Raw genomic sequence first — 21061 nt, forward strand, 5'->3', positions numbered from 1 at the left:
CGACCTCGGGTTATCTCCGATGGACGTTCATCGTTGGTACTTCACGGTGTGCTCATGAGTGCTCGTGCCTGTTCTCGAGGTAATGCTCCAGGGCTGAGATATCCAGATGTCCGGACACTCGTAGTGCTCTGCCGATCGCTCGGCGCCGCTCTGCCGCGCGCAGACAAGCCGAAAGGGGGTGCAGCCAGGCACCCCGTCCGGGAAGTCTGCGCCGCGGATCGGGAACGATCTCGATGACGTGGGAGCCGTCTCCGGTCTCACGGTCCCGAGCCACGATCCGCAACAGATCGACGGCCAGCTCGCGCTTCCGGCACCCGATACACGTCCGTACCGGAGCCGCTCGGCGCCGGGGCGCCTGGTGCTGCTCGGTGGTGCGGTCGGGCATGGAAACCGAAGACTCGGACTGAACCTTGGACCACTCTACCGCTGCCACGCTCGGAACGCCGAACCCCTCCCCCGCGGAAGTTACGAACCTGTCATCCCGAGCACTCCGCGGGCGGGCTCCGGTCAACTGCGATGCGCCTCCGTCCGAACGGATCCGCCCATGTCGGGCGCGGCGTCGCTGCGGATATCGATGCGCCAGCCGGTCAGCCGCGCGGCCAGGCGGGCGTTCTGCCCCTCCTTGCCGATCGCCAGGGAAAGCTGGAAATCGGGGACCACTACGCGGGCCGCCCTTGCCTCCGGGTCGACGATAGTGACCGAAACCACTTTCGACGGCGAGAGCGCATTGCCGACGAAGGTCGCCGGATCGTCGGCGTAGTCGATGATGTCGATCTTCTCGCCGGCCAGTTCGCTCATCACGTTGCGCACGCGCTGTCCCATGGGCCCGATACAGGCGCCCTTGGCGTTGACGCCGGGCACCGTGGTGCGCACGGCGATCTTGGATCGGTGCCCCGCCTCGCGCGCCACGGCGACGATCTCCACCGAGCCGTCGGCGATCTCCGGCACCTCCAGCGCGAACAGGCGCCGCACCAGATTCGGGTGGGTGCGCGACAGCGTGATCTGCGGTCCACGCGGCCCACGGGAGACCCCGACGACGTAGCACTTGATCCGGTCGCCGTGCTCGTAGGTCTCGCCGGGCACCTGCTCGGCGGGCGGGATCAAGCCCTCCGCGCCGTGCAGTTCGCTGCCGATGCGCACCACGATGGTGCCGCGGGCGTTGGCGCGCGCGTCGCGCTGCACCACACCGCCGACGATGTCGCCCTCGTGGGTGGAGAACTCGCCGAAGGACTTCTCGTTCTCCGCGTCGCGCAGCCGCTGCAGTACGACCTGCCTGGCGGTGGTCGCCGCGATCCGGCCGAACCCCTCCGGGGTGTCGTCCCATTCGGAGATCACGTTGCCGTCGGCGTCCACCTCGCGCGCCATCACCCGGACCACGCCGGTCCTCTGGTTGATGTCGATGCGCGCGTTGGGCTGGTGGCCCTCGGTGTGGCGGTACGCGGTGAGCAGCGCCGACTCGATCGCGGAGATCACGGTCTCGATCGAGATCCCCTTGTCGGCGACGATCGCGCGCAGGGCTTCGATTTCGATGTTCATTCCACGATCCCTTCGGTCGGCGAATCGGACGCTGTTACGGATTCGGACAGTGCATTCGGTGTTCCTCGGAGCTGCGCGGCGTCCTCGACCGCCACCGCGTCGTCCGCACCCGGAGCGGGCCGCCCCGGAACGACTCCGCCCGTGAGTTCCAGCTCTCGAGCACTCGGCGGGGAGAACTCGACTTGGACGACGGCCGTGGCGATGTCGGCGAGCGGGACCGTCACCCGGTGCGGGTCGCGTTTGCCGCCGAGCACCAGCGCCACCGAATCACCGGTGAGCGCGCCGACCCTGGCCTCGAAGGTCGCCGACCCCTCCGGCGGCTGTGCGCCTTCGCGTAGTCGCACGCGCACCTTCCGCCCGCGCGCCCGACGCCAGTGCCGGTCGGCGGTCAACGGGCGGTCGATCCCGGGGGTCGTGACTTCCAGCAGGTAGGGCGTCTCGCCGAACTCCCCCGCGTCGTCCAGCAGCGCCGACAGCTCCGTACTCAGAGTCGCCAGGGAGTCCAGATCGGAGGTGTCGCGGTCCACGGTCACCTGCACCCGAGCCTGCGCGTCCACGCGCGTGCCCGCCGTCGAGATCTCGACGCCCTCGAGATCGAATCCTCGGCGTTCGACGAGACCAGCTACTAGCTGGCTCACCCTTTCCTCGGTCGGCATCGGCATGTGGGCGGCTCCTGGTTCAGTTGTGACGCGGCGGGAAATTTCTCTACCGAAGGTCTAGCGTAACGCGCCACGAGAGTGTAAAGGACCAGCGGTCTCGGAGTCCGCACGCCACGGCCGATGCTCGTCCGGCGACGCCCCGCGAGTCTGGCACGATAGTGCCGTGCCCATCCGCCTTCCCGCCCCGCCGCGTGCCGGGCGCACTACCGGCATGCCCTCCGACCGGCACGAGCCCCGCCGCGCCGCCCTGGATCGTCGCAGCGCGCTACGTCTCGCCGGCGGCGGAACGGCCGGGGTGCTCGCCCTCGGCGCGCTGGTCGGCTGCACCGGTGACGACGTGGTCCACGAGCCGGATCCGCTTGCCGCACAAGAGGTCGCGGCCCGCTCCGACGCCGCGGCGGCGACCGCGGCCATCGCCGTCGCGCCCGACCGGCACGCCGCGTTGGCGGCGATCGCGGCCGAGCGCACCGCCCACGCCGACGCCTTGCGCACCGAGATCGACCGCGCGATCGGCGTCTACGCCGACGGCACCAAACCGGCGCACCGCACCCGCGCCGGTGCGTCCGGCCCGTCGGCCGTGGCTTCGGGCAGCGCCGTGCCGCCCACCGCGCCGCCGAGCGTCGAGACGCTGCGCACGCAGCTCACCGCCTCCCAGAGATCGGCGGCCGAACTCGCCCGCGCCCTGACCGGCTATCGGGCCGGTCTGCTCGCTTCGATCAGCGCGGCCTGCGCGGTGCAGACGGGGGTGTTGCTGGCATGACCGAGGACGAACGCCGAGCGCTCATCGGCGCGCTGAACGCCGAATACGGCGCGGTGTACGCCTACGGGGTGATCGCCGCCTACGCCTCCTCCGAGCGCACCAGGCTGGTCGCCGAGCACACCGCCGCGCACCGGGCTCGCCGCGACACCACGGTGGACGCCCTCGCTCTGGGCGGCGCGACGGCGCCGCCGCCGGACGCGGCCTACACGGTGCCGTTCGCCGTGACCGATCCGATCTCGGCCGCCAAGCTGGCCGTGACGGTCGAGTCCGACACCGCCGTGGCCTGGCGGTCGGTGGTCGAGCGCGGTGACTCCATGGCCATCCGGCGCACCGGTGTCGAAGCGCTCACCGAGGCCGCCGTCCGGCTGGCCGCGTGGCAGTCGATTCTCGGCGCGAATCCGCCCACGGTCGCGTTTCCTGGCAAAGCCTGACCCGTCGACCTGATCGACTGCCCGAGATCTGATGCGCCGCAAAGGAGACGACGCGAACGGCGGCCGCGGGCGACCCGGGCCGCCGTTCGCTCGACAACCGACCTACGGCCGCATCTCGTACGCGCCGTCGTAGGACGCGACCTCGGCCCACACCCGGTCGAAGCGCGGGCGATCGGCGACCGGCGGCCGCAACGCGGATGCCGCCCAGCCCTGCTGGTCCGGCGTGGCCGACGGCTTGCCGTACAGCGCGGTGGCGTAGCCGTTGAAGTCGCGGACCTGGAAGTCGAAGATCTGGTCGATCAGGTCGCGGTCCAAGCCGGTGATCGCGGCCTGCTCCAGAATCAGCTGCCCGTAGACCACCAGGGAGAACAGGTGGCCGATGGTCAGCATGAAGTCCAGGTCCTTCTGCTGCGCGGCGTCCGGTGCCGCCGTGGTCAGCAGCGTGCGCAGCGCCTGCGCCTGCTCGTAGAACCGGCTCACATTCGGGATGTCGGCGTGCTTGTCGTAGATCGGCGCCCAGTCGGCGAAGCGCACCTTGCCCGCGCCCCGCGCCGGGCCCTGGCGCCAGAAGAACGCGTCGTCGGCCGCGTCCTGCCGGGTGCCGATCTCCGGGTAGTCCTGCGGGTCGAACAGATAGTTGGGCATGAACTTCAGGATCTGCCCGACGTTCACGTGCACCGTGCCCTCGAGCCGGGGCAGCGTGCTGATCAGCCGTTGCACCTCGGCGAAGTAGGTGTTCTTCTCGAATCCCTTGGCGGCCAGCACATCCAGCAGCAGCGTCATGACGGTTTCGCCCTCGGAGGTCACCTTGGACTTCGTCATCGGGTTGAACAGCAGGTACCTGCGATCCTCCAGGCTCGCGCCGCGGAAGTAGTCGATCGCGCGGTCGCTGAACAGCTTCATCGCGATGATGCGCGCGTAGGCGTCGACGAAATTCGCCCGCACGTGCGGGAATTCGGTGACCGGGTTGCCGTAGAGGACGCGGTTGTTCGCATGGGTGATCGCCTCGTAGAAGGAGTGCTCGACCATGCCGATCCCGCCGTGGCACAGATTGAACTTGCCCACGTTCACGGTGTTCAGCGCCGCGGAGAACGCCTCGGGGCCGGTGTGCAGGATGTCCTCCGCGCGCACCGGGTAGTTCTCCAGCCGGAAGGTGCTCACGTACATCTGCTGGTGCACGACGTTGCCGAGCAGGCGATAGTTCTCGTGCCGGGAGTCGGCGGCGAACCAGACGTACGCGTCGGCGCCTTCGAGGTCGGCGCGGCGGGAGAACACCGACACCATGCTGGCCACATTGCCGTTGCCGATGTAGTACTTCTCGCCGTTGGCGCGGAAGAGGATTCCGGCTTCGGCGTCCGCGCTTCCCGGCTCGGTCGGGGTCAGCACCAGGTCGGTGTTGTAGATGTCGGCGCCGTGGGTCTGCTCGGACAGACCGAACGCCATCACCTCACCCGCGGCCAGGTCGGCGGCCGCGCGCTTCTTGGCCGCCTCGTTGTCGCTCTGCCAGATCGGGCCGAGACCGAGGATGGTCACCTGCTCGGCGTACCAGTACGCCAGACCGTAGAAGCCGAAGATCTCCGACAGCGCCGCGTTGCGCGCGGCGTCCCAGCGGCGGTCCGGGTCACCGTCGGCGTACGCCGCGGGGGTCAGGAAGGTGGCGAACAACTTCTCCTTCTTCACGAAGTCGAGGAAGTCCGCGGTCCACACCGCATTCGCGTCGTCGGCGAGCAGACGCTGCTTGCCCCGCCCCTCGAACCACTCGATCGTGGCGCGCAGCAGGCGCCGCGTCTCGGCGTCGAACTGCTGCGGATCATAGGTGGCGGGGTTGAACAACCGCACGTCGGTGTTTGTCATGCGGGTTAACTTACCAGCGGGTAACAGCAGCGTGGACGAGGTCTGCGGATCTGTGACCAGCGAATTCAGGTTACGGTCGCGTAGGTGGACACCGTCCCCGTTCCCGCGTGCGCATTCTCCTGCGGCCTTCGTGCCGATAGCGAACGGCCCCCGGCATTTTCTGCCGGGGGCCGTTCGGGGAAACGAGTCAGCCGCGAACTCTGGCCACCACCGCGTCCACCGCGGAGGCGGCGGGCAGTTCCTCGGTCTCGCCGGTGAAGCGGTCGCGCAGTTCGACCTTGCCCTCGGCCCAGCCGCGGCCGATCACCAGCACCAGCGGCATGCCGAGCAGCTCGGCGTCCTTGAACTTCACGCCCGGCGAGGCGGTGCGATCGTCGAAGAGCACGTCCAAGCCCTGCGCGTGCAGGCCGGACACCACCTCTTCGGCGCCCGCGCGGGCCGCGTCGTCCTTGTTCGCGATGACGACGTGCACGTCGTAGGGCGCGACCGCCGCGGGCCAGCGCAGCCCCTTGTCGTCGTGCTGCTGCTCGGCGATCACCGCGACCATGCGGGAGACGCCGATGCCGTAGGACCCCATGGTCAGCCGCACGGGCTTGCCGTTCTCACCGAGCACGTCCACCTCGAACGCGTCGGTGTACTTGTTGCCGAGCTGGAAGATGTGGCCGATCTCGATGCCGCGGGCCGCCACCAGGGTGCCGCGCCCGTCGGGCGAGGGGTCGCCGTCACGGACCTCGGCGGCCTCGATGGTGCCGTCCGGGACGAAGTCGCGGCCCGCGACCAGGCCGACGACGTGCCTGCCCGGCTCGTCGGCGCCGGTGATCCAGCTGGTGCCGGTGCCGACGCGGGGATCGACCAGGTAACGAATGCCGTTGGCCTGCAACGCCTTCGGGCCGATGTAGCCCTTGACCAGGAACGGATTCTCGGCGAAGTCCGCTTCGGTGAGCAGCTCGACCTCAGCCGGTTCGACCGAGGCGCCGAGGCGCTTGTCGTCGACCTCGCGGTCACCGGGGACGCCGATGCCGACGATCTCGGTCTTCCCGTCCGGGTGGCGCAATTTGACCATCACGTTCTTCAAGGTGTCGGCCGCGGTGACGGGGCGACCGTAGCGCTCGGCGATGCCCGCGCCGTTGGCCCAGTCCACCAGCCTCGCGATGGTGGGAGTGTCCGGGGTGTCGTGCACGACCGCCTCGGGCTGTCCTTCGATGGGCAGCGGTTCGGGAGCGGGCGTGACCACCGCCTCCACGTTGGCCGCGTAGCCGGATTCCGGGCAGCGCACGTAGGTGTCCTCGCCGACCGGGCTGTCGGCCAGGAACTCCTCCGACGCGCTGCCGCCCATCGCGCCCGAGGTGGCGGCCACGATGACGTACTTGACCCGCAGCCGGTCGAAGATGCGCTGGTAGGCCTGGCGGTGCGCGTGATAGCTGGCCTTGAGGCCGTCCTCGTCCAGATCGAAGGAGTAGGAGTCCTTCATCACGAACTCGCGCCCGCGCAGGATGCCCGCCCGCGGGCGCTCCTCGTCGCGATACTTGGTCTGGATCTGGTACAGCGTGACCGGCAGGTCCTTGTAGGAGCTGTACTCGCCCTTCACGGTGAGCGCGAAGAGCTCCTCGTGGGTGGGCCCGAGCAGGTAGTCCGCGCCCTTGCGGTCGCGCAGCCGGAACAGGCCGTCGCCGTATTCGGTCCACCGGTTGGTGGTCTCGTACGGTTCGCGTGGCAGCAGCGCGGGTAGCGAGATCTCCTGCCCCCCGATCGCGTCCATCTCCGCGCGCACCACGTCCTCGACCTTGCGCAGCACACGCAGGCCCAGCGGCAGCCACGAGTAGACACCCGGGGCGACGCGGCGCACGTAGCCGGCACGGACCAAGAGTTTGTGGCTGGGCACCTCCGCGTCGGCGGGATCGTCGCGGAGAGTGCGCAGGAACAGGCGGGAGAGGCGGGTGATCACGGAAGCACAGGGTAGTCGCTGGCCGGACGCAGGTCCCAGCGCATTACCGTATTCGTTCGTGCTGGTCCTGCTGCCTCCCTCCGAAACCAAGTCCGACGGCGGCGCCGGGGCGCCGCTCACCCTGGACTCGCTGGCGATGCCGCAGCTCACGGCGGTGCGCGCCCGGCTGATCGAGGAAGTGGTGCGCCTGGCGGCCGACCCGGAACGCTCCCGGCACGCGCTCGGCCTCGGCAAGGGGGCCGACGGCGAGATCGCCCGCAACGCCGCGCTGCGCACCTCGCCGACGCGGCCCGCGCTGGAGCGCTACACCGGCGTGCTCTACGACGCGCTCGACGCGCGCTCGTTCACCAAGGCGCAGCGGGCCAAGGCGGATGCCCGGCTCGGTATCGGCTCCGCGTTGTTCGGCGCGGTCCGCGCCGGTGACCCGATTCCCGCGTACCGTCTGTCCGGCGGCTCGAAACTACCCGGGCTGCCTACTCTTTCGGCCGTCTGGCGCGACGAGCTCGCGGCGGCGCTGCACGCCGAGGCGGCGGGCGAACTCGTCGTCGACCTGCGCTCGGGCACCTATCAGCAGTTGGGGCGGGTGCCCGGCGCGATCACCGCCAACGTCCTCACCGAGCATCCGGATGGGTCGCGCACGGTGGTGAGTCATTTCAACAAACACCACAAGGGTCTGCTGGCGCGTGCCCTCGTGCTCACCAGGGCCGAACCAGCCGACGTGCGGAGCGTCGCACGGGTGGCGGACAAAGCGGGGTTGCGAGCCGAGATCGCCTCTGCCACCGAACTTCTGATAATCACCTGAGCGCGTCCGGCTGTTCCGTGGTGAGCGCGGCGAGTTCGACCGCGAGGTTGGCTCGGGCCCAGTCTTACGCGAACCGCGGTCGCGCGACAACGGCGTGGCGACCGGGATCACCCCTGACCCGGACCCGCCGTCAGATCACGGATCAACAGCGCGGTGTGCAGGGAGGTGCGGGACTCGCCGTCGTCGAGATCGACTTCGAGGATGCGCGCGATGCGGGCGAGCCGTTCGTAGAGGGTGGGGCGGCTGATTCCGAGCCTGCGGGCGAGTTCGGTCTTGTTGCCCGCGAGATCGAGGAACTGCCGCAGCGTGCGGGTCAGATCCGCGTCGTGGCGGATGTCGTAGCGCAGCAGCGCGCTCAGCTCGGTCTCGGCGAAGCGCTGCACGCCCGGCTCCGCCCGGATCAGCGACAGCAGTCCGCGCAGCCGCACGTCGCCGCTGCGATAGAACGGCCGAGACGCCGAAGTTCGCAGCGAGAGCGCGACGTCCGCGACGTGCGCGGCGTGCGGGAGGCCGTGGGCGGTGTCCAGCAGTGTGTCGGATACCGCGCCCGCGCCGATCACCACTCCGCGCACGCCGTCGACGCGCCGGACCTCGCCGAGCATCGCGGCGCACGCGGCGGCCAACGCCTCGTCCGGATCACCGGCCCGGGGCAGCGCGACGATCAACGACACCCGGTCGCCCGGCTCGGGGGCGACCAGCGCGGTCACCTTGGCCAGCCCCAGCCCGTGCGTCACCGCGTCCACGATGCCCGCCGTGCGGCGCTGACCCGCCAGCGGATCGGACTCGGCCGCCGCGGCGACCTCGACGGCCAGCGGCACGTAGACGGCACGGCGAGCCAACCCGAGCGCGGCGGCGCGCGCGAGGGCGTCGCGCTCGTCCAGTCTGCCGTTGACCAGGTCGTCGATCAGTCCGGTCTGCGCCTGGCGGTGCAGGCCGAAGCGATCCCGCTCGATCATGCGGTGCAACGTCAGCGTCTGGGCGGCGCGTTCGAGCACCATGCGCGCCCGTGCGGTCGGCACGCCGTCGGCGCGCAGGATCAACCGTCCCCAGCGCTGCGGGTGCGGGCCGACGGCCACCGCGTTCCAGTCGTCCGGCAGCAGGCGGGAGGTGGCCTCCCAGTTCTCCAGCACCGCCGAGGCGGACGCGTGGCGCGCGGACAGGGCGAGCACCCGGTGCGCCAGGTCCTCCAGCACCACCGAGGCGTCGAGCATCGCCGCCGCGGTCTGCACGATCTCGGCCAGCGCGGCGCGACGCACACTCAGCTCCGTGAACGTCTCGTGCACGGTGCGCGCGAACTCCACTTCCGCGTATTGCTCGGCGACGATCACCCGGTGCACCGCCTCGGTGATCTCCACGAATCGGGTCACCCGGTGCAGCGCGATCAAAGGAAGCCCCAGCGCGTCGGCCGTCGCCCCGACAGCGGGCGACACCTCGGGCACGTGGTCGCCCAGTTCGACCACCAGTCCCGACACGCCCGCACCGGCCAGCGCGGTCAGATACCGCGTCGTCGCCGCATCGCCGTGGCTCATGGGCTGCCCGGTGGTCAAGATCAGCTCGCCGCCGACCAGCAGATGCGCCACGTCGGCCACCTCGCTCACGTGCACCCAGCGCACCGGCCGCGCCAGCGATCCCCCGCCGACGACCTCCGGTTCACCGGCACGCAGCACCGGCATCGCCAGCACATCGGCGACGGAGAGGAGCATTGACGAATCGTAATACTCGCTCCCGAATTCCTTACTGATCGTCGGCACACCGAGAAGGGTGTATGCCGGACAGTGTTAGTCAGGCCGCGTTCTCGCCCCCGATCCGGTCCAGGCGGGAACCACGGCACCGCTGATGCTCACCGATCGAATCGAGGAGACATGCAAACCATCGCGCACTGGCTCGACGGCAAAGCTTTCGCAGGCACCAGCGAGACGACGGCCCCGGTGACCAACCCGGCGACCGGCGAAGTGACCGGACAGGTCGCGCTGGCGACCGTCGCCGATACCCGCGCGGCCATCGATTCCGCAGCGAAGGCCTTCCCTGCTTGGCGGGACACCTCGCTGACCCGGCGCACCCAGATCCTGTTCCGGTTCCGTGAGCTGCTGAACGAACGCAAGGAGGAGCTGGCCCGGCTGATCACCGCCGAACACGGCAAGGTCGTCGCCGATGCCGTCGGCGAGGTGAGCCGCGGCCTGGAAGTCGTCGAATTCGCCTGCGGCATACCGCATCTACTCCAGGGCGGCTACACCGAGAACGCCTCGACCAAGGTCGACATCTTCTCCATCCGCCAGCCGCTCGGACCGGTCGCGATCATCTCGCCGTTCAACTTTCCCGCGATGGTTCCGATGTGGTTCTTCCCGATCGCCATCGCAGCGGGCAACACGGTGGTGCTCAAACCGAGCGAGAAGGACCCGTCCCCGTCGCTGTGGCTGGCGCGGCTGTGGGCCGAAGCCGAACTGCCCGCGGGGGTGTTCACCGTGCTGCAAGGCGACAAGGTGGCGGTCGACGAACTGCTGGACAACCCGGGCGTCAAGGCCGTCTCGTTCGTCGGCTCGACGCCGATCGCCCGGTACGTCTACCAGCGCGGCACCGCTGCGGGCAAGCGGGTGCAGGCGCTCGGCGGCGCGAAGAACCACATGGTGGTACTGCCGGACGCGGACCTGGAACTGGCCGCCGACGCCGCGGTGAACGCCGGGTTCGGCTCGGCGGGCGAGCGGTGCATGGCGATCAGCGTGGTGGTCGCCGTGGGCGGGGCGGGCGACGCGCTGGTCGGCAAGATCGCCGAGCGGGCCGGGACCATCAAGACCGGCGACGGCACCCGGGGCGCCGACATGGGCCCGCTGGTCACCCGGGCGCACCGCGACCGGGTCGCCGAGTACATCGCGGCGGGTGAATCCGCCGGAGCCACCGTGGTTCTCGACGGCCGGGGCGTCGAAGCGGACGGCGCGGCCGACGGCTTCTGGCTCGGTCCGACGATTCTGGACCGGGTCGCCACTGACATGAGCGTCTACACCGACGAGATCTTCGGACCCGTGCTGTCGGTGGTGCGCGCCGACAGCTACGACGACGCGCTGGCGCTGATCAACGCCAACCCCTACGGCAACGGCACCGCCCTGTTCACCAACGACGGCGGCGCGGCGCGCCGCTTCCACAACGAGGTCGAAGTCGGGATGGTCGGCATCAACGTGCCGATCCCGGTTCCGATGTCCTACTACAGCTTCGGCGGCTGGAAGAACTCGCTGTTCGGCGACGCGCACGCGCACGGCGCCGACGGCGTGCGGTTCTTCACCCGCACCAAAGCGGTCACCACCCGCTGGCTCGATCCCAGCCACGGTGGACTGAACCTCGGCTTCCCCCGGAACAGGTAGGCGGACGCGATGACAGAAAGCAAGGCCCGGGCGTCGGTCGACCGGGCCGACGACCTCGATCGCAGGCACGTCTTCCACTCCTGGTCGGCGCAGGCGCATCGGGACCTCATGACGATCACCGCGGCGGCGGGTTGCTACGTGTGGGACGGCGAGGGCAACCGACTGCTCGACTTCTCCTCGCAGATGGTCAACACCAACATCGGCCACCAGCACCCGAAGGTCGTCGCGGCCGTGCAGCAGCAGGCGGCGAAGCTGTGCACCGTCGCGCCGCAGCACGTCAACGAGGCCCGTTCGGAGGCGGCGCGCCTCATCGCCGAGCGCACTCCCGGCGACCTCGACCGGATCTTCTTCACCAACGGCGGCGCCGACGCCGTCGAGCACGCGGTGCGGATGGCGCGGCTGCACACCGGCCGCTACAAGGTGCTCTCGCGTTATCGCTCCTACCACGGCGGCACCGAGACCGCGATCAACCTGACCGGCGACCCGCGGCGCTGGCCCAACGACCACGGCAGCAGCGGCGTGGTCCATTTCTTCGGACCGTTCTTGTACCGCAGCCAGTTCCACGCGACCACCGAGGCCGAGGAAGCCGAGCGCGCGCTCGCGCATCTCGAGCAGACCATCGCGTTCGAGGGTCCGGAGACGATCGCGGCGATCGTGCTCGAAACGGTCCCCGGCACCGCGGGCATCATGGTCCCGCCGCCGGGATACCTGGCCGGCGTGCGGGCCCTGTGCGACGCGTACGGGATCGTGTTCATCGCCGATGAGGTGATGTGCGGCTTCGGCCGGACCGGCAAATGGTTCGCCCTCGAGCATTTCGACGGCGTCGTGCCGGACCTGCTCACCTTCGCCAAGGGCGTGAACTCCGGATACGTGCCGCTGGGCGGGGTCGCGATCGGTCCGGCCATCGCCGCGACCTTCGCCGACCGGGCCTACCCCGGCGGGCTCACCTACTCGGGGCATCCGCTGGCCACGGCCGCGGCGGTGGCCACCATCACCGCGATGCGCGAGGAGTGGATCGTGGAGAACGCCGCCGACATCGGCGCCCGCGTGCTCGGACCGGGCCTGCGGGAACTCGCGCAACGCCATCCCAGCGTCGGCGAAGTGCGCGGCCTGGGCGTGTTCTGGGCGGTCGAGCTGGTCCGCGACCGGGAAACCCGCGAGCCGCTGGCACCGTACGGCGGCTCGAGCCCGGCGATGACCGAACTGGTCGCGGCATGCCGGGCGGCCGGGTTGCTGCCGCTGGTGAACTTCAACCGGCTGCACGTCGTGCCGCCGTGCGTGCTCACCGAGACCGAGGCGAAGGAGGGGCTGGCGATTCTGGACCACGCGTTGGCGGCGGCGGACCGGCACACCGTCTGAGTGACAGCGTCTTTCGCGGCCGACGGGAATGCGGGGCCGTCTGGCGCTGTTCGCTCAGAGCGTGACCACTACCGCTGAGTTCTCCGACGAACTGAAGAAGTACCTGGACGAAGAGAAGGTCTTCGCCACCGCGGCCACGATCGGCCCCAACGGGCAGCCGCACCTGACCGTGATCTGGCTGAAGCGCGACGGCAACGACCTGCTCTTCTCCACCACGACAGATCGCCAGCAGGGCAAGAACCTCGCGCGCGACCCGCGCATCACCGTGCTGATCAATCCGCCGGACAACCCGTACGTCTACGCGGAGATCCGGGGCAGCGCGACCCTCACGCCCGATCCGGAGAAGACGCTGCCCAACGAGCTGTCGGCGAAGTACACCGGACAGAAGTACGTGGACTTCAACCCCGCCTCCGTCAACGACGGCCCGCGCGTCATCGTGCGCGTGACACCCCGTCGAGTAGCGGGGAGGTTCTGAGTTCAGGCCTGCTGGGCTTCTTCTTGGGCGTGCTGGGCCATGGCCAGTTGCTGCGGGGTGAAGCGCAGGGTCAGGGCGACCAGCCCGGCCGCGAACGCGGCGAAGGCGCAGACGAACAGCACCAGGGTGTAGCCGTTGCCGAGCGCGGCGATCTCCGCGGACGTCATCCCGGCCACCTTCTCGGTGCGGCCGCCGAGCGAGAGGGTGCGGGAGGCGGCGATCGGGGTGAGCAGGCCGATGGCCACGGGAGTGGCAAGGTTCATGAACATCTGCCCGACCGCGGCCAGCGGGCCGATATTGGCGGGCGGCACGCCGACCAGCACGCACAGCGGTGCGAGCACCATGGCGATGCCGACGCCGAAGCCGATCACCACCAGCAGCGGCAGCAGCGTGGCGAAGTACATGACCTCGCCGTCGAGGGTGGAGCCGAACAGCAGTCCGACACCGAGCACCACGGCCGCGCCCGCGAGCAGCCAGCGCGGCGCGATGTACAGCGCCGCCTTGGAGGCCACCGCGCCGCCGATGCCGATGCCGACGGTGAACGGAATCGCCGCGACGCCCGCCTTGAGCGGCCCGTACCCGATGACGTTCTGCATGAACTGGGCGACGAAGAAGGTCATCGCGCCCAGCACGCCACCGGCCAGGAAGATCAGCAGGAAGGTGGCGACGCGGTCACGGCTGTCGAACAGCGACCACGGCAGCAGCGGGTCGTCCACCCGCCGTTCCAGCGCCACGAAGACGATCAGCAGCACGACGCCCGCGATCAGCGAACCGATGATCGCCGGGTGCCCCCACCCCATCTCCGGCCCCTCGGTCGCGCCGAACACGATCGACGCGCAGGCGAAGGTGCCGAGCACCGCGCCGGGGATGTCGAGGGCCGAACGGTGATGTTCGGTGTCGGCGAGCTTGTAGGCCGCGCCGAGGATGATCAGCGCGCCGATCGGGACGTTGATCAGGAAGATCCACCGCCACGACAACTGGGTCAGCGCGCCGCCGACCACGAGGCCGCCGACGGAGCCGATGCCGACCATCGACCCGACGATCGCGATCGCCTGGTTGCGTGCCTTGCCCGGCGCGAAGGTCGTCGCCACGAGCGCGAACGCGGTCGGCGCCGCGACGGCCGCGCCCGCGCCCTGGAAGGCCCGCGCGGCGAGCAGCATCGCCTGGTTCTGCGCCAATCCGCACAACAGCGAGGCCAGCGTGAACACCGCGACACCGACCACGAGCATGCGCTTGCGGCCGAACGCGTCACCGAGCCTGCCGCCGAGCAGCATCAGACCCGCGAAGGTGAGCCCGTAGGAGGTCACCGTCCACGCGCTGCCCGCGCTGGACAACCCCATTTCCTCTTGCAGCCGCGGCAGCGCGAAGATCACGACCGTGCCGTCGAGCACGACCATGAGCTGCAATCCGCTCAGGACTAGGATCGCGAGCCCGAAGGCCCGCTGCGTCACTGGATACTGCATCGTCGCAGCGGGGTTCCGAAGCACAGTGAGTCACTGTAATTGATGCCGCTGCCGTATTTGTCCGCCCACCGGCCCGGCCGGGTACACGACGGGGAGCGCGCCCTGTGATCCGGGCGGCCCGAAAGGTCTCCGGCTCGTCCACTCCAGTGCCAGCCCTCGGTCGACTGAGCGACCTGCTGTGCGGCACGTCGCGGGGCGGATCGGGCGGCGGCCCGCGAGCGACGACGCGCGCACTCGGCGGGCGGCCACCGGCACGGGTGCCACCGCGACCGGGACGGGCGGCGGTCGATGCGGCCATGGTCTCGCGGAATCGGATCGCCGCACCGCCGCGGACGCTAGCCCGCCGCGGAGTCGGCGTGCGGAACGAGCGCGTCGGCGGAGAAACCGGCGGTCGGGCCGATCACCACGATCGCGGGTGGGCGGATGCCCTCGGCGCGAACCCGGGCGGCCACCGTGCCGAGATCGGCGCGCAGCACGCGCTGCGTGCGCAGCGTGCCCTCCTGGATGACGGTGGCGGGGGTACCCTCCGGACGACCGCCCTCCAGCAGCGCGGCGGCGAATTGTTCGATCCGCTCCACCGCCATCATCAGCACCAGGGTGCCGCGCAGCCGGGCCAGTGCGGGCCAGTCCACCAGCGAATCCGGGTGATCCGGCGCGACGTGCCCGCTCACCACCACGAACTCGTGGGTGACGCCGCGATGGGTGACCGGGATACCCGCCGCGGCGGGCACCGAGATGGGACTGGTGACGCCGGGCACCACCGTGACCGAGACCCCGGCGGCCACACAGGCCTCCAGCTCCTCGTACCCGCGCCCGAACACGTACGGGTCGCCGCCCTTGAGCCGCACCACGAACTTGCCCGCCTTCGCGCCTTCGATCAGCGCGTTGTTGATCGCTTCCTGCGCCATCGCCCGTCCGTACGGGATCTTGGCGGCGTCGACCACCTCGACCTCGGGCCCGAGCTCGGCGAGCAGTTCCGGCGGCGCGAGCCGGTCGGCCACCACCAGATCCGCCCTGGCCAGCAGCCGCCGTCCGCGCACGGTGATCAGGTCGGGATCACCGGGCCCACCGCCCACCAGGGCGACACCGGGCGCGATCGGCGTCGAGTCGTCGCTCACGACACCGGATTGCAGGGCTTCCAGCAACGCGTTGCGCACGGCCGCCGAGCGCCGGTGCTGCCCGCTCGCGAGCACACCGAGGGTGAGCCCGTCGTAGCGCGCGGTGGCCGGGGTGACCGCCGTGCCCAGCCGTGCCGTGTCGGCCCGCACGCAGAAGACCCGCCGCCGGGTCGCCTCGGCCACCACCGCCGCGTTGGTCTCGGGTTCGTCGGTGCACGCGATCGCGTACCAGGCGCCGTCGAGGTCGCCGTCGGCGTAATCGCGCAGCGTGACGGTGATCTGCCCGGAGCTCGCCATTCCCTCGACCGCGGGCGTGACGGCACGACTCACGACGTGGACGTCCGCGCCGGAGGCGATCAGCAGGCCCAGCCTGCGCTGCGCCACCGACCCACCGCCGACCACGACGACACGCCGTCCGTGCAGATCGAGCCCGACCAGGTAGTTCGGGTCGCCGGTGGGCTGCTCTTGCGTTGCGTCTGACGTGTTCGGCACAAGTTTCGAGCCTACGGCGTGACCGTCGGGCACCGGCAATCGACCGGCACGCCCGCACGGACGACGCAACGACCGCGCGGCCGGGCAAACCTACTGTGACCAGCGGTAACAAGCGATTCGGCGGTCCGCGGCGGTAGGTTGCGGTGTAGTCGTCCAGCTCGGAAAGGCGGACCGATGAAGCAGCCGACACCGGCACGACTGCTCGACGTGGCCTACGACGAGGCGCTGCGCGGGCTCGCCGAGGGCGGGATCCCGATCGGCGCCGCCCTCTTCGACGCGGGCGGCACCCTGCTCGGGCGTGGCCGCAACCGCCGGGTGCAGTCCGGCGACCCCAGCATGCACGCCGAGACCGACGCCTTCCGCGCGGCGGGACGTCGCCGCGATTACCGCGACACCATCATGGTCACCACGCTTTCGCCGTGCTGGTATTGCAGCGGCCTGATCCGTCAGTTCGGCATCGGCTCGGTGGTGGTCGGGGAGTCGCAGACCTTCTCCGGCGGGCACGAATGGCTCGCCGGGCACGGCGTCGCCGTCACCGTCCTGGAAGACCGGCGCTGCATCGACCTGATGACCCGCTTCATCGCCGAGCATCCCGCGCTGTGGCACGAGGACATCGGATTCGCCGACGATCTCGAGGCTTGACCCGAGCCGCGGGCGGCTCAGCGGAAATACGGATATTCCTGCACCCAATGAAAACCACGGCTGCGCAAGGGGAAGTCCTCGAGCGCGACCGAGGTCAGCGCCACCGATACCGGCTGCCCGGCGAGCGTGCCCGTCAAGGTCAGCCGTTCGGGCGCGGGCCGGTCGAAGCCGAAACTGCCCAGCGGTTGCGGTCCCCCGCCGACGGCCGTCGGCGGCGCGGCCATGACAAGCGTGCGCGCGCCGGGATCGACCATGGCGAGCACCGGGACCAACTGACCGTCCATTCGTTGCACGGTCGCCCCGTCCCGGTCGAAGACGACTTTCTGCCAACGTAATTGATCGGTGCTCAACGGTGGAAGCGGTTTGCCGTCCACGCTGAAGTCGGTGACCGCCCAGATGCCGTACAGCGGAGGTTCCGGCCGCCCGGCTCCCTCTTCGTTCCACCTTTCCCAGCCGGTGTAGGCGTTCGAGAACACCAGCCACACCCCGAGCGCGATCTGCGCCGCGGCCGCGATCCGACGGGCACGGGGCGAGTGCAGCAACGGCGGTGTCGTCGACGGTCCGGTGGGCCGGTCCAGTACGAGCGCGTTCGCCAGACGCCCGGCCTCCGGAACGAGCAGCACCAGGCACAGCAACATCAGGTGGAACGACAGGATTTTCGCGGGCACGTCGTAGGTCATGTCCAGCACGACCACCTGTGTCGTGCATACCAAGGCGAGCATGGCGCCCACCAGCGCGGTGCGCGGTACGAACAGCAGCACACCGGCGAGCAGTTCTGCCGAGCCCAGCAGGATCTCGTACTGCGGCGACACCCCGATGTGGTTCCAGAGCACCGCCATCGGACTGAAGTTCCCGTAGGGCTCGAGCAATCGGCTCAGCGGTGTGGGCGGCATCTGGGTCGGGACGGCCTTCGCCATGCCGTAGGAGACCAGCTGCCCCGCCAGGCACAAACGCACGAACAGCAGGAACCACGGTTGCACAGCGCGGTAATGCGGCCGCTGCCGATCCAGCACGCTCCAGAGCAGGGTTCCGAACACCGCGGCCACCAGGACGACGAACACCAGCACCCAGAAGTACGCCTGGTCACCGCTGATCGAAGCGGTGTTCGCCGCGACGGACGCGCCGAACACGCGCGTCCCGACCCCCTCCACCACCGGACGCAGCGCGCGGGCCGCGCCGTAGTTCACCCAGTCCGGCAGCCATTCGCGCGTCAGTCCGAGGAACTCCGGGACGATCGACGGATACGCCAGGCAGAACAGTCCGAAGTACAGGAAGCCGAAACGGAACGTCACCCGGGTCGCCCCGCTCCACGGCCGGACTCCGGCGTCCTCCGCGCTAGCGGCAGCGTCTGTCCGATCCAGGATCGCTTCGGTCACGACGGCCCTCCAGTCCGAGTCGATGCAGACCGAAGGTATCGAAAAGAGCCGTGGCCGTAGGGGATTTCAGCGGAAGTACGGGTATTCCTGAACGAAGTGGAATCCCCGGCCGCGCAGCGGGAAGGAATTCAGGTCCATCCGGTCCAGCGACAGGGTCACCGGCGTTCCGTTCAGCTCACCCGTCAACGACAGCGTGTCGGTACCGGGTCGGGTGAAGGTGAAGGCGCCGAGGCGGGCGGGCGGAGCGCCTGCCGACTGGGGAGCCACCGACAGAACAATGGTGTGCGCGGCCTCGTCGACCACCGCCACGACGGGCACGAACGAGTCGTCCATCTTCTGCACGGTCGTGCCATGGCGGTCGAAGACGAGCCGCCGCCAGCGGCCGTCGTCGGTGAGCAGCGGCGGCGCCGGATGCCCGTCCCTGGTGAACTCGCCGACGGTCCAGATGCCGTAGAGCGCGGGCTTCGGCGCGCCGTCACCCGACTCGCGCCAGGTGTGCCAGCCGATGTACACACCGCCGATCAGCACCCACAGGCCCAGAGCCACTTGCGCCGCCGCCGCGATCCGGTTCGCGCGGCGGGAACCGAACAGCGGCGGCTGCGCGGCCGGTTCGGACGGGCGTTCCAGCACGAGCAGGTTCGCCAACCGCCCGGCCTGCGGCGCCAGCACCACCAGCGAGAGCAGCAGCAAGTGGAACGAGAGGATCTTCACCGGCACGTCGTAGGTCATGTTCAGCACGAAGACCTGTGCCATGCTCACCAGACTGAGCAACGCGCCCGCCGTCGCGGTGCGCGGGAGGAACAGCAGCAGGCCACCGAGCACCTCGGCCGTACCGAGCAGGATTTCGTACATGGGCGCGGCGCCGACCTGGTTCCAGAGCACCGACGCCGGGCTCATCGTCCCGTACGGTTGCAGCAGCGCGGTCAGCGAAGGCGCGGGCATCTGCGACGGAATCGCCTTGGCCATACCGTAGAAGAGCATTTGGCCGCCCAGGCACAGCCGGATGAACACCAGGAACCAGTTGCGCAGTGCCGTGTAGTCCCGGCGGCGGCGATCGAGGATCGACCAGACGATCGTGATCAGCGCCGCGGCGACGAGTTCGCAGAAGATCAGCAGCCAGATCGCGGCCTGGTCGCCGCTGCCCGAATTCTCGTGCAAGACGGCTTCGACCCCGAAGACATGCTCGCCGACCCACCCGACCAGCGGGCTCGTCGTGCGCATCTGCCACAGGATCGCGCTCTCGGGCAGCCACTTGCTCAGTATCCCGGTGAAGACGAAGAGGATCTGGGCGAACAGCAGGCAGAACAGACCGAGGTAGGCGAAGACGAAGCGGAACGCGATCCGGGCCGGCAGGCTCCACGGCCGCCGCTCGCCACCGGTTCGCGCCTCGCCGCTCGTCAGGACTTCCATTTCGACGGTACGCACACCGCTCCCCTCGCAGGCCGACAGATTGGCCAGCCGAAAGTATCCGACCAGGTCATGGGATGACCTCCGGGAAAACCCTGGATTTCCGGGTACTTCTTTCGGCCTACGTGCCCGCCGCACCGAGCGGCGCCGGGATTCGTTCCCGGTTCCGGCCCGTCAATAACTAGAACGCGTTACAGTCGCGTATCCCGGCGCACCGCCAGCGGTGCACCCGGGCCGCACGTGTCAGGAGGACAATGATGACCGACGATCCGGACCCGGCACAGCGACAGCAGCTGACCGTCAGCGAACGCGACCTGGACACGCTCGCCGGGAACCTGGCGCGCTGGCTGAACGCGAAGGTCGCCGCGGACGAGTTGCCGCGCATCTCGGATCTGTCGCGTCCACAGTCCGGCGGCATGTCCAGCACCTCGATTTTGTTCGACGCCGAATGGACCGCCGGGGGTCGGGCGGAGCGCGGGTCGTTCGTGGCGCGGATGGCGCCCGAGGCCGGATCGTTCCCGGTCTTCGAGACCTACGACCTGGCCACCCAGTACCAGGTGATGGCCGGTGTCGCCGCGGCCACCGACGTGCCGGTGCCGGGCCTGTGCTGGCTGGAGAACGACGAAAAGCCGCTCGGCGCACCGTTCTTCGTCATGCGCCGGGTGGACGGACGGGTGCCTACGGACAACCCGCCGTACGTGTTCATCGGCTGGCTGTTCGATGCCGATCCCGCCGACCGCCTTCGGCTCACCCACAACACCGTCGAGGTGATCGCGAAGATCCACGGCCTCCCCGAGCCGGCGGCGCACTTCCCGATGCTGAGCGGGCCGGGAGACGCGCTGCGCAGGCACGTCGCCGCGCAGCGCTCCTGGTACCGGTGGGGGCTCGCGGACGACGGCTACGAGATCCCACTCATCGAGCGGAGTTTCACCTGGCTGGAGGAGCACTGGCCCGCCGATCCCGGTCCGGATGTGCTCACTTGGGGCGACGCCCGCCCGGGCAACATCATCTACCGCGAATTCGACCCGGTGGCGGTGCTGGACTGGGAGATGGCCGCCCTCGGGCCGCGGGAGCTCGACCTGGGCTGGGTGATCTTCATCCACCGGTTCTTCCAGGACCTGGCCACCCGCTTCGGGCAGCCGGGGCTCCCCGATTTCCTCCGCCGCGACGACGTGGTGTCGAAATACGAGGAGCTGACCGGTCACACGGTGCGCGATCTCGATTTCTACCTCGTGTACGCCGCGCTGCGGCACGCGATCGTGATGGCGCGGGTGAAACGCAGGATGATCCACTTCGGCGAGGACACCGACACGCCGGACCGCGACGACTACGTCATGCACCGGGCAAGCCTGGAAGCGCTGCTCGACGGAACCTACGAATGGGACTGAT

18 protein-coding genes are annotated in these 21061 nt (G+C 69.8%); 8 read left to right on the forward strand and 10 right to left on the reverse strand.

The window, feature by feature from the left end:
* Positions 1-52 precede the first annotated feature (52 nt).
* The 3 genes from AB0L97_RS09475 to rimP form a co-directional block, all read right to left on the reverse strand.
* Positions 53-385 carry a YlxR family protein gene (locus AB0L97_RS09475; RefSeq protein WP_355070089.1) on the reverse strand — a complete coding sequence of 111 codons (333 nt, stop codon included), beginning with the start codon at positions 383-385 and terminating at the stop codon, positions 53-55.
* A 122-nt stretch (positions 386-507) separates the two neighbouring features.
* Complete coding sequence (nusA, locus tag AB0L97_RS09480; RefSeq protein ID WP_355070087.1) at positions 508-1536, reverse strand: transcription termination factor NusA; 1029 nt, start codon at positions 1534-1536, stop codon at positions 508-510.
* Positions 1533-2198 (reverse strand): ribosome maturation factor RimP, encoded by a 666-nt coding sequence (rimP, locus tag AB0L97_RS09485; protein ID WP_355070085.1) that lies wholly within the window; start codon positions 2196-2198, stop codon positions 1533-1535. Before rimP ends, nusA begins: the two co-directional genes overlap by 4 nt.
* 160 nt (positions 2199-2358) lie before the next feature.
* On the opposite strand from rimP, the gene AB0L97_RS09490 reads away from it, so the two are divergent.
* Positions 2359-2955 (forward strand): hypothetical protein, encoded by a 597-nt coding sequence (locus AB0L97_RS09490; RefSeq protein ID WP_364426987.1) that lies wholly within the window; start codon positions 2359-2361, stop codon positions 2953-2955.
* Entirely contained in the window at positions 2952-3386 is a 435-nt protein-coding gene (locus tag AB0L97_RS09495) for a ferritin-like domain-containing protein (protein WP_355070081.1), read from the forward strand. The genes AB0L97_RS09490 and AB0L97_RS09495 overlap by 4 nt, the downstream gene beginning before the upstream one ends.
* Positions 3387-3488: 102 nt before the next feature.
* Here the strand turns inward: AB0L97_RS09495 and AB0L97_RS09500 are convergent, their stop codons facing one another.
* Both AB0L97_RS09500 and AB0L97_RS09505 read right to left on the reverse strand, forming a co-directional pair.
* Entirely contained in the window at positions 3489-5240 is a 1752-nt protein-coding gene (locus tag AB0L97_RS09500; protein ID WP_355070079.1) for an acyl-CoA dehydrogenase family protein, read from the reverse strand.
* 187 nt (positions 5241-5427) lie between these two features.
* Complete coding sequence (locus tag AB0L97_RS09505; RefSeq protein ID WP_364426991.1) at positions 5428-7185, reverse strand: proline--tRNA ligase; 1758 nt, start codon at positions 7183-7185, stop codon at positions 5428-5430.
* Positions 7186-7243: 58 nt separating this feature from the next.
* On the opposite strand from AB0L97_RS09505, the gene yaaA reads away from it, so the two are divergent.
* Entirely contained in the window at positions 7244-7987 is a 744-nt protein-coding gene (gene yaaA / locus AB0L97_RS09510) for a peroxide stress protein YaaA (protein ID WP_364426994.1), read from the forward strand.
* A gap of 107 nt (positions 7988-8094) precedes the next feature.
* Here yaaA and AB0L97_RS09515 read toward each other — a convergent pair whose 3' ends face one another.
* Positions 8095-9690, reverse strand: a complete 1596-nt coding sequence (locus tag AB0L97_RS09515) for a PucR family transcriptional regulator (RefSeq protein WP_364426997.1) — start codon at positions 9688-9690, stop codon at positions 8095-8097.
* Between the two features lie 159 nt (positions 9691-9849).
* Here AB0L97_RS09515 and AB0L97_RS09520 point away from each other — a divergent pair, with 159 nt between their 5' ends.
* The 3 genes from AB0L97_RS09520 (at position 9850) to AB0L97_RS09530 (ending at position 13174) form a co-directional block, all read left to right on the forward strand.
* Positions 9850-11340, forward strand: coding sequence for a CoA-acylating methylmalonate-semialdehyde dehydrogenase (locus AB0L97_RS09520; RefSeq protein ID WP_364427000.1), 1491 nt, complete (start codon positions 9850-9852; stop codon positions 11338-11340).
* A gap of 9 nt (positions 11341-11349) precedes the next feature.
* Complete coding sequence (locus AB0L97_RS09525; protein WP_364427004.1) at positions 11350-12699, forward strand: aspartate aminotransferase family protein; 1350 nt, start codon at positions 11350-11352, stop codon at positions 12697-12699.
* A 61-nt stretch (positions 12700-12760) separates the two neighbouring features.
* Entirely contained in the window at positions 12761-13174 is a 414-nt protein-coding gene (locus tag AB0L97_RS09530; RefSeq protein WP_355070067.1) for a PPOX class F420-dependent oxidoreductase, read from the forward strand.
* Between the two features lie 2 nt (positions 13175-13176).
* On the opposite strand, the gene AB0L97_RS09535 is transcribed toward AB0L97_RS09530, so the two are convergent.
* Both AB0L97_RS09535 and cobA read right to left on the reverse strand, forming a co-directional pair.
* Positions 13177-14637, reverse strand: coding sequence for an MFS transporter (locus AB0L97_RS09535; protein ID WP_355070065.1), 1461 nt, complete (start codon positions 14635-14637; stop codon positions 13177-13179).
* A 335-nt stretch (positions 14638-14972) separates the two neighbouring features.
* Positions 14973-16247: a uroporphyrinogen-III C-methyltransferase gene (gene cobA / locus AB0L97_RS09540; RefSeq protein WP_364427009.1), complete on the reverse strand. Its 1275-nt coding sequence runs from the start codon at positions 16245-16247 to the stop codon at positions 14973-14975.
* A 198-nt stretch (positions 16248-16445) separates the two neighbouring features.
* Between cobA and AB0L97_RS09545 the strand changes: the two genes are divergently transcribed.
* On the forward strand, positions 16446-16889 hold the full coding sequence (locus AB0L97_RS09545; RefSeq protein ID WP_364427352.1) for a nucleoside deaminase: 444 nt from the start codon (positions 16446-16448) through the stop codon (positions 16887-16889).
* Between the two features lie 17 nt (positions 16890-16906).
* Here the strand turns inward: AB0L97_RS09545 and AB0L97_RS09550 are convergent, their stop codons facing one another.
* Both AB0L97_RS09550 and AB0L97_RS09555 read right to left on the reverse strand, forming a co-directional pair.
* The gene (locus AB0L97_RS09550) at positions 16907-18265 is read right to left on the reverse strand and encodes a DoxX family protein (RefSeq protein ID WP_364427012.1); all 1359 of its coding nucleotides are present in this window, start codon (positions 18263-18265) and stop codon (positions 16907-16909) included.
* 66 nt (positions 18266-18331) lie between these two features.
* Positions 18332-19690: a DoxX family protein gene (locus tag AB0L97_RS09555; protein ID WP_364427015.1), complete on the reverse strand. Its 1359-nt coding sequence runs from the start codon at positions 19688-19690 to the stop codon at positions 18332-18334.
* A 239-nt stretch (positions 19691-19929) separates the two neighbouring features.
* Here AB0L97_RS09555 and AB0L97_RS09560 point away from each other — a divergent pair, with 239 nt between their 5' ends.
* Positions 19930-21060, forward strand: coding sequence for a phosphotransferase family protein (locus tag AB0L97_RS09560; protein ID WP_364427018.1), 1131 nt, complete (start codon positions 19930-19932; stop codon positions 21058-21060).
* Position 21061: the final 1 nt, after the last annotated feature.

It is taken from the genome of Nocardia sp. NPDC051911, assembly GCF_040681035.1.
Taxonomy (GTDB): domain Bacteria; phylum Actinomycetota; class Actinomycetes; order Mycobacteriales; family Mycobacteriaceae; genus Nocardia; species Nocardia sichangensis.

What these genes read in the sequence shown, in the direction of transcription:
- AB0L97_RS09475 (WP_355070089.1), bottom strand. Translation starts at nt 385, where the DNA reads ATGCCCGACCGCACCACCGAGCAGCACCAGGCGCCCCGGCGCCGAGCG.
- AB0L97_RS09525 (WP_364427004.1), top strand. Translation starts at nt 11,350, where the DNA reads ATGACAGAAAGCAAGGCCCGGGCGTCGGTCGACCGGGCCGACGACCTC.
- AB0L97_RS09500 (WP_355070079.1), bottom strand. Translation starts at nt 5,240, where the DNA reads ATGACAAACACCGACGTGCGGTTGTTCAACCCCGCCACCTATGATCCG.
- AB0L97_RS09535 (WP_355070065.1), bottom strand. Translation starts at nt 14,637, where the DNA reads ATGCAGTATCCAGTGACGCAGCGGGCCTTCGGGCTCGCGATCCTAGTC.
- AB0L97_RS09495 (WP_355070081.1), top strand. Translation starts at nt 2,952, where the DNA reads ATGACCGAGGACGAACGCCGAGCGCTCATCGGCGCGCTGAACGCCGAA.
- AB0L97_RS09520 (WP_364427000.1), top strand. Translation starts at nt 9,850, where the DNA reads ATGCAAACCATCGCGCACTGGCTCGACGGCAAAGCTTTCGCAGGCACC.
- rimP (WP_355070085.1), bottom strand. Translation starts at nt 2,198, where the DNA reads ATGCCGATGCCGACCGAGGAAAGGGTGAGCCAGCTAGTAGCTGGTCTC.
- AB0L97_RS09560 (WP_364427018.1), top strand. Translation starts at nt 19,930, where the DNA reads ATGACCGACGATCCGGACCCGGCACAGCGACAGCAGCTGACCGTCAGC.
- nusA (WP_355070087.1), bottom strand. Translation starts at nt 1,536, where the DNA reads ATGAACATCGAAATCGAAGCCCTGCGCGCGATCGTCGCCGACAAGGGG.
- AB0L97_RS09515 (WP_364426997.1), bottom strand. Translation starts at nt 9,690, where the DNA reads ATGCTCCTCTCCGTCGCCGATGTGCTGGCGATGCCGGTGCTGCGTGCC.